Origin of the sequence: Flavobacterium artemisiae (genome assembly GCF_042678225.1) — a bacterium.
Taxonomy (GTDB): domain Bacteria; phylum Bacteroidota; class Bacteroidia; order Flavobacteriales; family Flavobacteriaceae; genus Flavobacterium; species Flavobacterium artemisiae.
Map to the genome: position 1 here is coordinate 881,076 of NZ_JBHUDZ010000018.1, position 13,323 is coordinate 894,398.

A 13,323-nucleotide genomic window follows, 5' to 3' on the forward strand; every position below is an offset into this window, starting at 1 on the left:
TAAATTCCAAAAATTTTAACAAAGATAGCGTATATTCATAAAAAAACCATCAACTTTTGGCTGATGGTTTTTGCTTTCTGCAAGCAGAATATATTATTTATTTAATGCTTTCGATTTCAACAACTTCGTTAGTGTCTGCATTATAATCAACACCTTCAAATTCGAATCCGAAAAGGTTCAAGAAATCACTTCTGTAACCTGCAAGGTCACCAATTTCTGGAAGCGTTTCTGTAGTTGCATCTAACCAAAGTTTGGCAACTTTTGCCTGAACATCTTCGCGCATTTCCCAGTCATCAATTCTGATTCTTCCTTTTTCATCAACAGGAACTTCAGAACCATTGTATAGTCTATCTTGAAATAAACGCTGAATCTGCTCGATACATCCTTCGTGAATTCCTTCTTCTTTCATCGTTTTATATAAAAGAGAAATATATAATGGAATTACAGGAATCGCAGAACTTGCTTGTGTTACCAAAGCTTTGTTTACAGAAACATATGCTTTTCCTCCTAAAGATTCTAAGCTGTCAGAAATTGTAAATGCAGTAGCTTCTAAATGATCTTTTGCACGTCCGATTGTTCCTTTACGATAAACTGCTTCTGTTAACGATGGTCCGATATAAGAATAAGCAACTGTTACAGCTCCTTCTGCTAATAAATTTTCATTTTTCAAAGCATCAATCCACATTGCCCAGTCTTCACCTCCCATTACTGCAACAGTGTTTTCGATATCTTCTTCGTTAGCAGGAGTAATAGAAACTTCAGAAACTTTACCTGTATGAAAATCTACTGTTTTATTCGTAAATGTTTGTCCGATTGGTTTTAAAACCGAACGGTGAGTTACTCCTGTATTTGGATTTGTTCGCACAGGCGAAGCTAAACTATAAATAATAAGATCTACTTGTCCTAAATCAGCTTTAATCAGATCAAGAGTTTCTCTTTTAATTTCGTTAGAAAATGCATCACCATTGATGCTTTTTGCATATAAACCTGCTTTATGAGCTTCTTTTTCGAATGCTGCCGAATTATACCATCCTGGGGAAGCTGTTTTTCCTTCAACTGGCGGTTTTTCAAAAAACACTCCAATTGTCGATGCACCAGAACCAAAAGCACTAGTAATTCTTGATGCTAATCCGAAACCTGTAGAAGCACCAATAACTAAAACTTTTTTAGCACCAGCGATTTCTCCTTTAGATTTCACATATTCGATTTGATTTTTTACATTTTGTTCAGCTCCCTCTGGATGGGCAGTCAAACAAATGAATCCTCTCATTCTTGGTTCTATAATCATATTCTTTGTATTTCTATTTTAATTTGTTTTTTTTCAAAAAAGGCGAATAAAATTATCTTATAATTTTTTGAATATTTTCACGTACTGTCAAAATATCCACATCCTTTTCTTTACATTCTATTTTAGTGCCGTTGTATTTTTCGATTAAAAGATTCAAATCTTCGCAATCTCTTATAAAGTTAAATTCTTTTTTCTCAACATCAAAAACAACGCCTTTTAATCTATTTAAGTTTGCACCTATTGCTCCTCCAACTGCCCCACCAGTACCATACGCAAATGCTTTCGACCACCCATTAGCAAAAGATCCTTCCAAATACAAAAACTTACCATCACTCATTACTCTGTGATAAGAAAGCGCATTGTCACCTTCTTGATTTCTATCTTCTTTTACCGAATATTTACGAACATACTTTTGCTGTATATAAAGAACTCCATTAAAAGAAACAGCAAAAAAATCAAGCTTTACATCATTTCTTGCCCAAGCGAAATATACCTGATCTGCAGCTACAGATTTGTCAATTGCTTTATAACGAGCAACACTTTTTCTAATTATAGCGTCCCCCATGTAAATCCCTTTCTTTTCCAAAAAGTCTTCATAAGTCTTATATACACCTTCTGGAAAATCTTTAATTAAAAAAACACCATTTCCTTCAACAGCTTTAGAAGTGGAGCTGTTATTTTCTGCAACTTCCTGCGCTTGAATGCTGCAAGCGAAAAAACTTAAAAAAAAGAAAATAGTAATTTTTTTGAGCATAGATTAAATGTTTTCTATTCGTGGTTTGAACTCAACAAATATAAATCAAATATTTAATTTAATAATTCTTTTGCATGATTTAATGCCGAATCTGAGATGTTTGCTCCAGACAACATTTGCGCAATTTCTGTAACTCTTTCATCCTGAGTTAATAGCTTTAATTCTGAAACGGTATCATTTCCTACAGTAGATTTTGAAACTCTAAAATGCGAATCTCCTTTTGCAGCAATTTGAGGTAAATGTGTAATAGCAAAAATCTGCATTGTATTGCTCATTTCTTTCATGATTTCGCCCATTCTAATGGCAATTTCTCCAGAAACCCCTGTATCTATTTCATCAAAAATTAAAGTTGGGAGTTTTGAGTATTTAGCCAAAATTGCTTTTACTGCCAGCATAATACGAGACATTTCTCCACCAGAAGCTACTTTTTTCAATAAGCCAAAATCAGTTCCTTTATTAGCAGAAAATAAAAATTGTAATTCTTCTTTCCCGTTTTGAAGGTAATTTTCAGAAGGAATCAATTCCATATTAAATCGAACATTCGGCATTCCTAATGTTTCTAAAATTGAAATCAACTGGCTGGATAAAACCGGAATTGCTTTTATTCTGTTCTCATGAATAATCATTGCAATGCGATCTAGTTCTGCAATTTTCTTTTCAATTTCTAATGCAATGGCCTTAATCTCATCTTCAATATTATCAAGCTCTAATAAAGTATTCCCCAAATCTGCTTGAATTTGCAGTAATCCATCAACATTATCAGCTTGATGTTTTTTAAGCAGATTGTAAATTAATTGCAATTTTTGACTTACCAGCTCTAACTGTGCCGGATCATTTAATAGTTTTTCTGAATTATTCTGAAGTTCTTTAGAAACATCGTCAAATTCAATTGATATACTCGTGATTCTTTCAAAAAGAGCTTGGTATTCTGGCGAAAACGATACAATCTTTTGAAGTGAATTTTTAATTTCATTCAAATTATGAAAAACACCAAATTGTTCTTCATTTGCAATTGCCAAAGATTTATCTAGAGATTCTTTGATAATCTCTACATTATTTAATTTTTCGTAATCTGCTTCTAATTCTTCTTGTTCTCCAGACTTAAGATTTGCAGCAACTAACTCATTCAACAAAAATGTATTATATTCCTGCTCTTTTCCAGCATCACTCTGCTTTTTCAGCAATGCATTGTGTTTTGCTTTATCTGATCTATAGCTTTTTAAAACTTTTTGGTATTCTGAAATTGTTTCAAAATTACCTGCAATGGCATCAATAATTTTAAATTGAACATTTTCATCTGATAATTCTTGAGTTTGCTGTTGTGAGTGAATATCAATCAGATACAAACTTAAATCTTGCAATTCTTGTAAATTTACAGGACTATCATTTATAAAAGCACGTGATTTTCCAGAAGGAAGAATTTCTCTTCTAATGATGGTTTCATCTTCATAATCAAGATCATTTGCCTCAAAAAAGTCTTTTAAATTGTATTTAGAAATATCAAATTGTGCTTCTATCACACATTTTTCTTCTTTATTTTTAAGCGAAGTCAAATCGGCTCTTTTTCCCAAAACAAGACCAATTGCACCCAAAATAATAGATTTACCTGCACCTGTTTCTCCTGTTATTATAGAAAAACCTTTTGAAAAATCTATTGCAAGTTTTTCAATTAAAGCATAATTTTTAATAGAAAGAGACGTAATCATAAAGGTAAAAATGTAAAAAAGTAGTTAACTATAAGAATTGGGAACTTAAATAGATTTAAAATTTAATCTGCGACCATTTGGTTGAATTCAATGGCGAAACTTTATTTAAAACATCTGTTAGATCGGTGACCGGAATACTTGGCCCGCCTGAGAAAATAGAAACAATTTCATCGGATTTTGCATCAAAAAATACTCTTGTAATAAAAGCATTAGGTTTAACTGAAGCTAGTTTTCCGATTAGCATTAATGAACCTTTTATTTTCTCTTTAGATGCTTTCAAATCAAGACTCATTCCGTCTAATCCTGTGTGGTATAAATACATGGTTTGACGAAGATCACTATAAGTCGGCGCAATCATATCATTAATTAAATAATAACGATTCTGAAGTCCGTCTGATTGTGTCCAGCCTTTAAATCCGCCCTGCTGTGCCACATTGGCAATATTTTGAGCAGTTTCAAGATATTGGTTTCCGGCACCCATTTGAAAAGTATCAGCATCCATACCTAAAATCACATAACTGTAAAAAGAAATTACAGAAACTAAATTTGATTCGTAAACGTTTGGATTAAATAATAAGGGTTCGTATTCTGTGTATTTAAAATTGAAATCTTTATCATTAAAATTTAAAACAGGCGAAGAATAAGTTGAATTATAAATTAATCTCGACGACTGAACCTGAATTGTTCCTGTAAATTGATCTGAACTGTTTGACGATAAAGTAATATACATCGAACAGTTAATGCGTTCGTTTTGCTTTAAAGTCGCACCTGTCCAATCTGTCTTATTTACAAACTCTGAAAGAGCAGTCTGCAAGGTTTTAAAAACCTGATTATTGGGATTAGTTAATCGTTCTGTATTAATAGTTACGGTACAATTTAGCTGTTGAGCCTGCAGGAAGCCGACGCTAAAAAAAACTAAAAGTGCAACTATTCTATTCATACTCGTCTAAATGTTTAATTTGCAAACACAAATTGTTTCTAATTTATGCTGGGCTACAGATTTAAAATTAAGATTTTGAAAAATGCAAAATCACTTTGTTTAAAATATCAGCAGCTACAGATTCTTTTGATTTTAATTCCATCGGCTCAATTTCAAAATTCTTATCAATAAACGTTACTTTATTGGTTTCTTTTTTAAAACCGGCTCCTTTATCTTGTAAGGAATTTAAAACAATCAAATCTAAGTTTTTTTTCTGAATTTTCAACTTAGCATTTTCAATTTCGTTCTCTGTCTCTAACGCAAAACCAATTAAAAACTGATTTTTTTTAACAGCTCCTAAAGAAGACAATATATCTTTTGTCTTTTCAAGCGCTATAGAAAACTCTTCTGTTGTCTTTTTAATCTTCTGATCTGCAACAAATTTAGGTCTGTAATCTGCAACAGCTGCCGCTGCAATTGCAGCATCAACTTCATGAAAATAAACATGACAAGCATCATACATTTCTTGCGCCGAAACTACTTCTACAACTTTTATTAAACTATTTTTTACTTTATAATGTGTCGGACCAGCAATCAAAAACACTTCTGCTCCTAAACTTGCAGCTTTATTTGCAATATCAAATCCCATTTTTCCAGAAGAATGATTTCCAATAAAACGTACAGGATCTATAGCTTCGTATGTTGGGCCTGCTGTTACGAGTATTTTTTTTCCTTTTAAAGGTAATTTACTTTCAAGATCGGCTTCTAAAAATGCGATTATATTTTCTGGTTCAGCCATTCGGCCTTCTCCAGACAAACCACTAGCCAATTCACCGCTTTCTGCCGGAATCATAATATTTCCGAATTGTTTCAACGAAGCAAAACTTGATAAAGTAGAAGGATGTTTGTACATATCCAAGTCCATTGCAGGCGCAAAATAAACGGGACATTTTGCCGATAAATAAGTAGCAATTAAAAGATTATCGCAGTTTCCTGTTGCCATTTTAGACAACGTATTTGCAGTAGCAGGCGCAACCAGCATTAAATCGGCCCAAAGACCTAATTCAACGTGATTGTTCCAAACTTCATTTTCATCTTCTTGATTAAAGAAACTTGAATGTACTGGATTTTTTGATAATGTAGATAATGTAAGCGGTGTTACAAAATCCTTAGAAGCAGGTGTCATGATCACTTGGACATGTGCACCTGCTTTTATAAAAAGTCGTACTAATGAGGCTGTTTTATAGGCTGCGATTCCACCGGAGACACCCAGTAAAATCTTTTTCCCGTTTAAAACTGACATTGTGTACTATATTATTTGTTTGAATTTCTGTGGTAAGTTTTACCGTCTAACCATTCTTGAACAGCTAAAGCGTGTGGTTTTGGTAATTTTTCGTAAAATTTAGAAACTTCAATTTGCTCTTTATTTTCAAAAACTTCTTCAAGACTGTCATTGTAAGTAGCAAACTCTTCTAATTTCTCAGTTAATTCTTTTTTAATTTCAGAATTAATTTGATTTGCTCTTTTAGCCATAATGGTAATTGCTTCATACACATTTCCTGTTGGCTCTTCAATAACTGTTTTATTGTAAGTTATTGTGTTTACAGGAGCATTCGTCTTTTTTAAATCCATGACTTGTTTTTATTTAGTATATTTTTGTAAATCTGTTTCAACTCTAGCATTCATTTCGTCTGCTTGTTTTTTGTACTTAGTATCGCTTTTAAATTTTATCAAATTTGAATAAGCTGCTTTTGCTACGTTTAAACGCTCTTCCATTTTTGAAGGAATACTGTTAATAGCTAATTTGTAAGCTGAATCATATTTATAAAATAAAGCGTCTTCTTTAAAAGGTGTCCCTGGAAAATCAGCGATAAAATTATCAAAAGCAATTAATGCTGATTTATAATCAGAGATTGTATTATAGCCTTTTGCATTTTCATAAGCTTTTTTCTCTAATTTACCATTCAGTACTTGAACCGTTGCATTTGCTTGAGGAATGTATTCTGAATTAGGATAATTATCAATAAAAGCTTGTAATTTATCTAATGCTTTAACCGTATCAGTCTGATCTAAACTGTAAACAGGTGCTAATTTTGAATAACTGTAAGCGCCTAAAAATGCTGCTTCCTGCACTTTTTCACTTCTTGGATAACCTGAAACGAAACTTTCGAACTGATAACCAGCTAAATAATATTGTTTAGTCTTATAATAGGACTGAGAAAACATGTAAAAAAGTTTTTCTGCTTGAGGTTTTCCTCTGTAAGAAGCGGATAACTGTTCAAAAAGACGAATCGCTTTATTGTATTTTCCTGCCTCATACATTCTGGTTGCAAGGTCAAACTTAGCCGCAACATCATCATTCTTCAAAACTTTTTGATATTCGCTGCAAGAGCAAACAAGAACCGCAACAATTAAAAGCGCAACTATTTTTTTCATTTTCTTACTTTTATTATGATCTCTCAGACAATTATGCCAAAGCAAAATCACACCGAAGTTTCGGTGGCAAATTTAGTTATTAATTTAGCTACTACAAAATATATTTTTTAGTATATTAAAATACCGTAAATGTTACGTTTATTTTATACTATTTTTTACAAATTCATTTAATCTTTGAGCAAGCGAATCATCTACAGTTACTAACGGAAGACGAACGGTATTGTCAGCAATTCCAAGCGCTTGAAAGATTTGTTTGATTCCTGCAGGATTTCCTTGTTCAAAAATCATATCAATACTATCCGACAGGAAATAATGAGTTTTAAACGCATCTGCTGCTTTTTTATTGAGTCCTAAACGAATCATTTCTGAAAATTCTTTAGGAAATCCTTGTCCGATTACAGAAATAACTCCTGCTCCACCTGCTAAAACGATCGGTAATGCCAGCATATCATCTCCAGAAATCACTAAGAAATCTTTTGGTGCATTTTTTATAATCTGCATTGCCTGCGCCATATCTCCGGCAGCTTCTTTTATTGCTACTACATTTTCAAAATCATTTGCCAAACGCACCACTGTTGACGGAAGCATGTTACTAGAAGTTCTTCCCGGCACATTATACAAAATCACAGGAACTGGTGAAGCTTCTGCAATTGCTTTAAAATGCTGATAAATTCCTTCTTGAGTTGGTTTATTATAATAAGGAGAAACTGAAAGTATGGCCTCGAAAGCAGAAAAGTCTCTGGTTTTTAATTCCTCAACAATCTGCATCGTATTATTTCCTCCTACTCCAAGAACAAGAGGCAGTCTTCCTTTATTTACATCGATTACTGTTTTGATAACCAATTCTTTCTCGTCTGCAGTTAGGGTGGCATTTTCTGCTGTTGTCCCCATTACTACAAGATATTCAACTCCTCCGTCTATAGAAAAGTTTACGATTCTCTGCAAAGCTTCGATATCTACTGAAAAATCTTTTTTAAATGGAGTTACAAGGGCAACACCAGTTCCTATTAATGATTGCATATTCTTAATTAAATTTATTTTATATTTTTTAAATACTTAAACAATTCTGAAACGAATAGTTTATAATTCTCTTTGTCCGTATTAATCATCCAACGGTTTAAACCTGCATCGACAGAAGAAAAACCAATCTTAAATCTCGCTTTTGATTTTTGCGTTACCATCATCAAAATCGCTTTTTCTTGATCGTAATAACTAATCAAAAGATCAAATTCTGTATGGATAAATTCATTTAAAAAATCTTCCGAAATTCCGCCTTTCCAATTGATGTTTTTTTTACCAAAAGTAGGACGTGAATACGTTTTTTTCTTCTTGATTTTATCCCTGTACGCTACAATTTTTATGTTCTCTGGAACAATTCCGTGAAGCGTTAATTCTTCTATAAGCGCCTTTGAATCACGAAAATTACTTTCATCTACCAACAAACCAATTGTTTGTACATTTTTAGAAAAGACTTCATTTTTTTGATTACTCAAGTTATTTTTTAATGATTTTTTTACAAAAAATTCCTTTATATAATTCAAAAACATAGTACTTTTACCAGATTACAAAATTAATTATTTAAGTTGCATTTAAAATGGTAAAACTAAAAAAGTATAACGGATTTTTAAAACTTTTTGTTATATTCTTAACACTTTTTTTTATAGTTTCCTGCAGTCAGAAAAACTATAATTTAACCAAAATCGAAGGAAAACAACTTCCTGTTACTGAGAAGACTGCTGAAACCCCAGCTATTGAAGACTTTATTAAACCTTACCGAGATCATATTAATCAGGATTTGGATAATGTTTTGGCGTATTGCCCTGAAACACTTGACAAAAGTACTGGAAAATGGCAGACTACTATTGGCAGTTTATTAGCAGACGTTTGTGTGGAAAGAGGAAATACCGTTTTTAAAGCACGCGAAAAGAAAGATATCGATTTATGTTTGTTAAATCATGGCGGGATTCGTGCTATTCTTCCTAAAGGAAATGTTACTACAAGAACGGCTTTTGAAATTATGCCTTTTGAAAATAATCTCGTTGTCTTAGCTTTAAAAGGGGAACAAATTCAAGAAATTGCAGCATATATTATTAAGGAGAGAAAACCGCAGCCATTATCTGGAATGACTTTTACTATTACCAAAACAAATACTGCTAAAAATATATTGATTCAAGGAAAACCACTTGATCTTAACAAGACGTATTATGTTGCCACAAATGACTATTTAGCAAATGGAGGCGACAGCATGACTTTCTTCGCAAAAAGCACTCAAAAATTTGATCTCAATTACAAATTGAGAAATGTATTGATTGATTACTTTAAAGAAGTAGACACTATTCCTGTAAAAAAAGATATTAGAATTACGGAAGAATAAAATTTTACAAAAACGAATTACAGCTTTTTCAGCAAAAAAAATATAAAATGAAAAGAAGAGAGTTTATCGAAAAAACAGCTGCAAGTACTGCCCTTTTGAGTTTAGGTTTGTCTTTGAGCAGTTTTGGAACTAACGACGAAGTTAAGCATTTAACTATTCTACATACTAATGATGTGCACAGCCACATTGATCCTTTTCCTGCAGACGATCCGCGTAATCCTAATAAAGGAGGTGTTTCTCGTCGTGCGGCTTTAATAGAAACTATTCGAAGAGAAAATCCGAATGTGCTATTATTAGATGCGGGAGATATTTTTCAGGGAACTCCTTATTTTAATTATTATGGAGGTGAATTGGAATTTAAATTGATGAGTATGATGAAATACGATGCGTCTACTATTGGAAACCATGATTTTGACAATGGTTTGGATGGATTGTATGCACAGCTTCCACACGCGACTTTTGATTTTATCAACTCTAACTATGATTTTAAAAACACCGTGATGGATGGTCACGTAAAACCTTATAAAATCTTCCACAAAAACGGAATTAAAGTGGGTGTTTTTGGCGTAGGAATTGAGTTGAAAGGTTTAGTTGACAAACAATTGTATAAAGAAACGGTTTATAATAATCCTGTTGAAACTGCGCAGGATATGACGCAATTATTGAAAAAGCAGGAAAAATGTGATTTGGTTATTTGTCTTTCGCATCTTGGTTACAAATATAAAGATGATGAAAGCAAGATTTCTGACTTGAAATTTGCTGAACAAACACAAGATATTGACTTGATTATTGGCGGACATACTCATACTTTTCTTGACAAACCTACAATCGTTAAAAATAAGGCCGGTCAAGATGTACTGGTAAATCAAGTGGGATGTTATGGAATAAATTTAGGGCGTATTGATTTTTACTTTGATAAAGACAAAGCGCACACCAATCAAGGAAGAACTATTGTTGTGTAACTTTTTTTTGAATTCTGGCTTTTTCTAAAAAATATTCTACCATAAAGAAATAACCCAGAATTTGAGTTACATCTCGTATCAAAACCAATACTACTGAATACGAAAAATATTCGTTGAAAATATAGAAAATATCTGAAAAGATATAACTAATAGCCATAAGGGACATTAACAGAGCAATGTGTGTCCCTTTTGTTATATAACTAACAAAGGCAAAATAACTTAAAAGACTCAAAACGATTCCGTAAAACGTGTACAAGAAATTGAATTTCTTCATGTTATCTAATTGCAGGCTTAAAACCGAAACCAAAAGGTAAACGATAAAAACGACTACTATAGAAATCGGAAGAATATCTCGCTTAGTAAGCCGTATTCTTTCGTGTTCTCTAATGAAAATTTTTACCAATAACATATAAACGACCAAAAAGCTCAAAACACCAGCTAATTCAGAGGTTTCTATTTCCATTAGATCATAAACTTGTCCAACAAAACAGAACAAAAATATAAAACCTTCTGTTTTCTTAATTTTAAATTCGGAGCTTATTAAATAGTAAATAAATATAGCCGGCAGTACAATGGCTTTTGAATATGTCCCAAGAAATTCCTGCTCTGTCCAGTCAAAAATGATGGTACAGAGCAAGGCCAAAAAAAATAAAATTAAAGACGGTTTATTCGCTTTCATTCAATTTGTTAATAAAATCTTCTTCCGACAATATAGTTATATTTAATTTGGTGGCTTTTTCTAATTTGGCTGGTCCCATATTATCACCAGCTACAACAAAATCTGTTTTTGCGGAAATTGAACTTCCATTTTTTCCTCCGTTATCTTCAATCGCTTTTTTAAGCTCATCTCTCGAAAACTGACTAAAAACTCCAGAAACTACAAATGTTTTTCCTGCAAACTTATTTGTTGCATTTGGATTGATTTTTTCTTCGATTTGAAATTGAACGCCATAACTTTTTAAACGTTCAATAATGATTTTGTTTTCTTCATTTTCAAAGAATTCAATAACACTTTTGGCTATTCTTTCTCCAATTTCATCAACTAAAACCAAATCCATTAAAGAAGCTTGGCTCAAGGCATCAATATTTTTATAATGTTTCGCTAATTTTTTAGCAACGGTTTCTCCAACAAAACGGATTCCGAGTGCAAACAAAACACTCTCAAACGGAATTTCTTTTGATTTCTGAACTCCATTTACCAGATTTTCAGCAGATTTCTTAGCCATTCTTTCTAAATGCAGAATGTCTTCCACTTTTAATTCATATAAATCTGCATAATTGTGCACTAAATTGTTTTTGAAAAGTAAAGCAACTGTTTCGCCTCCAAGACCTTCAATATCCATTGCTTTTCTTGAAATATAATGCTGTACTCTTCCGATAATCTGTGGAGGACATCCATAAAAATTAGGACAATAGTGATTGGCTTCTCCAACATTTCGAACTAATTCGGTATGACATTCTGGACAATAAGCTATATAATGTGTTTTTTCTGAATCTTCTGGTCGTTTCTCTAAATCGACAGCAATGATCTTAGGAATGATCTCTCCTCCTTTTTCAACAAAAACGGTATCATTAATTCGAATATCTAATTTTTCGATTTGATCGGCGTTATGCAGAGAAGCTCTTTTTACAATGGTTCCAGCAAGTTGTACTGGTTCTAGATTTGCAACTGGCGTAATAGCACCTGTACGCCCAACTTGATAAGAAATAGATTTTAATACTGTAGAAACTTGTTCTGATTTGAATTTATAAGCAATTGCCCAACGCGGTGATTTGGCTGTATAACCTAATTCTTCTTGGTGCTGGATACTGTTTACTTTTATTACCACTCCATCTGTTTCGTATGGAAGATTGTGACGATGTACATCCCAATAATCGATGAAATCAAAAACTTCCTGCATGTTGTTTACAAGCTTAGCTTCGGCTGGTACTTTGAAACCCCATTTTCTAGCAGATTCTAAACCTTCAAATTGTGATTTAAAAGGTAAATTGTTTCCTGTTACAAAATACAATAAACATTCCAGCGGACGTTTTGCAACCTCAGCGCTGTCTTGTAATTTTAAACTTCCTGAAGCTGTATTTCTTGGATTTGAATAGGGTGTTTCTCCAATTTCAATTAACTCCTGATTCATTTTTTCGAAACCGGCAAAAGGAAGAATAATTTCTCCTCTGATATCAAATCGATCTGGGTAATTTCCTTTTAAATGTAAAGGAATTGATTTTATGGTTTTAATGTTATTGGTTACCTCATCTCCCTGAAAACCGTCTCCGCGTGTTAATGCCTGAACTAGTTTTCCGTTTTCGTACGTGATACTGATAGAGGCACCGTCGTACTTTAGCTCACATGTATATTGCAGGTCAACGTTTCCTAAAACTTTTTGGATACGATTTTCCCAATCCAAAAGATCTTCTTTAGAATAGGAATTGTCTAAAGAATACATTCTGTATTGGTGTGCAATTGTTTTAAAATTTTTGGTTACAGAACCTCCTACACGTTGTGTCGGTGAATTTTCATCAAAGAATTCTGGGTGTTTATTTTCTAAATCCTGCAGTTCTTTGAGTTTTATATCAAAATCATAATCAGAAATTGTGGCATTATCCAACACATAGTAATTGTAATTGTGCTGATTAAGTTCTTCTCGTAATGTTTGAATGGTCTCTTGAATGCTCATAAAATACTAAAATATTGCAGGTTGTAATTGTGGATAATTGAATATCAAAATTAGGATTTTATTTTTGTTCAAAAGCACTAAAATTTGAAAGTTTTATAAAATCAAAAATCAGACTGCAAATTCATGCAGTCTGATTTTCTCCTTGTCCATTATTCTTAAAAAAGAATTAATAAAAACCAACTTCCAAATGGTTTCGACGTTTTATACTTATT

General features: G+C 32.6%; 13 protein-coding genes. 2 read left to right on the forward strand and 11 right to left on the reverse strand.

Annotated elements, in window-relative coordinates; all coding sequences use genetic code 11:
- Positions 1-97: 97 nt before the first annotated feature.
- The 9 genes from fabV to ACFSC2_RS23710 all read right to left on the reverse strand — a co-directional run bounded on the left by fabV (position 98) and on the right by ACFSC2_RS23710 (position 8,650).
- Positions 98-1,288 carry an enoyl-ACP reductase FabV gene (gene fabV, locus ACFSC2_RS23670; protein WP_379813571.1) on the reverse strand — a complete coding sequence of 397 codons (1,191 nt, stop codon included), beginning with the start codon at positions 1,286-1,288 and terminating at the stop codon, positions 98-100.
- 52 nt (positions 1,289-1,340) lie between these two features.
- Entirely contained in the window at positions 1,341-2,042 is a 702-nt protein-coding gene (locus ACFSC2_RS23675; RefSeq protein WP_379813572.1) for a hypothetical protein, read from the reverse strand.
- A gap of 53 nt (positions 2,043-2,095) precedes the next feature.
- Entirely contained in the window at positions 2,096-3,748 is a 1,653-nt protein-coding gene (recN, locus tag ACFSC2_RS23680) for a DNA repair protein RecN (RefSeq protein ID WP_379813573.1), read from the reverse strand.
- A gap of 55 nt (positions 3,749-3,803) precedes the next feature.
- Complete coding sequence (porD, locus tag ACFSC2_RS23685; RefSeq protein WP_379813574.1) at positions 3,804-4,688, reverse strand: type IX secretion system protein PorD; 885 nt, start codon at positions 4,686-4,688, stop codon at positions 3,804-3,806.
- Positions 4,689-4,755: 67 nt separating this feature from the next.
- Complete coding sequence (gene coaBC / locus ACFSC2_RS23690) at positions 4,756-5,970, reverse strand: bifunctional phosphopantothenoylcysteine decarboxylase/phosphopantothenate--cysteine ligase CoaBC (RefSeq protein WP_379813575.1); 1,215 nt, start codon at positions 5,968-5,970, stop codon at positions 4,756-4,758.
- An 11-nt stretch (positions 5,971-5,981) separates the two neighbouring features.
- Positions 5,982-6,299: a DNA-directed RNA polymerase subunit omega gene (locus ACFSC2_RS23695; protein WP_012025451.1), complete on the reverse strand. Its 318-nt coding sequence runs from the start codon at positions 6,297-6,299 to the stop codon at positions 5,982-5,984.
- 9 nt (positions 6,300-6,308) lie between these two features.
- The gene (locus tag ACFSC2_RS23700) at positions 6,309-7,103 is read right to left on the reverse strand and encodes an outer membrane protein assembly factor BamD (RefSeq protein WP_379813576.1); all 795 of its coding nucleotides are present in this window, start codon (positions 7,101-7,103) and stop codon (positions 6,309-6,311) included.
- A 138-nt stretch (positions 7,104-7,241) separates the two neighbouring features.
- Positions 7,242-8,123 carry a 4-hydroxy-tetrahydrodipicolinate synthase gene (gene dapA / locus ACFSC2_RS23705; protein ID WP_379813577.1) on the reverse strand — a complete coding sequence of 294 codons (882 nt, stop codon included), beginning with the start codon at positions 8,121-8,123 and terminating at the stop codon, positions 7,242-7,244.
- Between the two features lie 14 nt (positions 8,124-8,137).
- A complete protein-coding gene (locus tag ACFSC2_RS23710) occupies positions 8,138-8,650 on the reverse strand; it encodes a DUF6913 domain-containing protein (RefSeq protein ID WP_379813578.1) in 513 nt (170 codons plus the stop codon).
- Positions 8,651-8,697: 47 nt separating this feature from the next.
- Between ACFSC2_RS23710 and ACFSC2_RS23715 the strand changes: the two genes are divergently transcribed.
- Positions 8,698-9,477, forward strand: coding sequence for a 5'-nucleotidase C-terminal domain-containing protein (locus ACFSC2_RS23715; protein ID WP_379813580.1), 780 nt, complete (start codon positions 8,698-8,700; stop codon positions 9,475-9,477).
- 47 nt (positions 9,478-9,524) lie between these two features.
- Complete coding sequence (locus tag ACFSC2_RS23720; RefSeq protein WP_379813581.1) at positions 9,525-10,439, forward strand: bifunctional metallophosphatase/5'-nucleotidase; 915 nt, start codon at positions 9,525-9,527, stop codon at positions 10,437-10,439.
- Here ACFSC2_RS23720 and ACFSC2_RS23725 read toward each other — a convergent pair.
- The gene (locus tag ACFSC2_RS23725; RefSeq protein ID WP_379813582.1) at positions 10,426-11,118 is read right to left on the reverse strand and encodes a hypothetical protein; all 693 of its coding nucleotides are present in this window, start codon (positions 11,116-11,118) and stop codon (positions 10,426-10,428) included. The genes ACFSC2_RS23720 and ACFSC2_RS23725 overlap by 14 nt on opposite strands.
- Positions 11,105-13,111, reverse strand: a complete 2,007-nt coding sequence (ligA, locus tag ACFSC2_RS23730; RefSeq protein ID WP_379813583.1) for an NAD-dependent DNA ligase LigA — start codon at positions 13,109-13,111, stop codon at positions 11,105-11,107. The genes ACFSC2_RS23725 and ligA overlap by 14 nt, the downstream gene beginning before the upstream one ends.
- Positions 13,112-13,323: the final 212 nt, after the last annotated feature.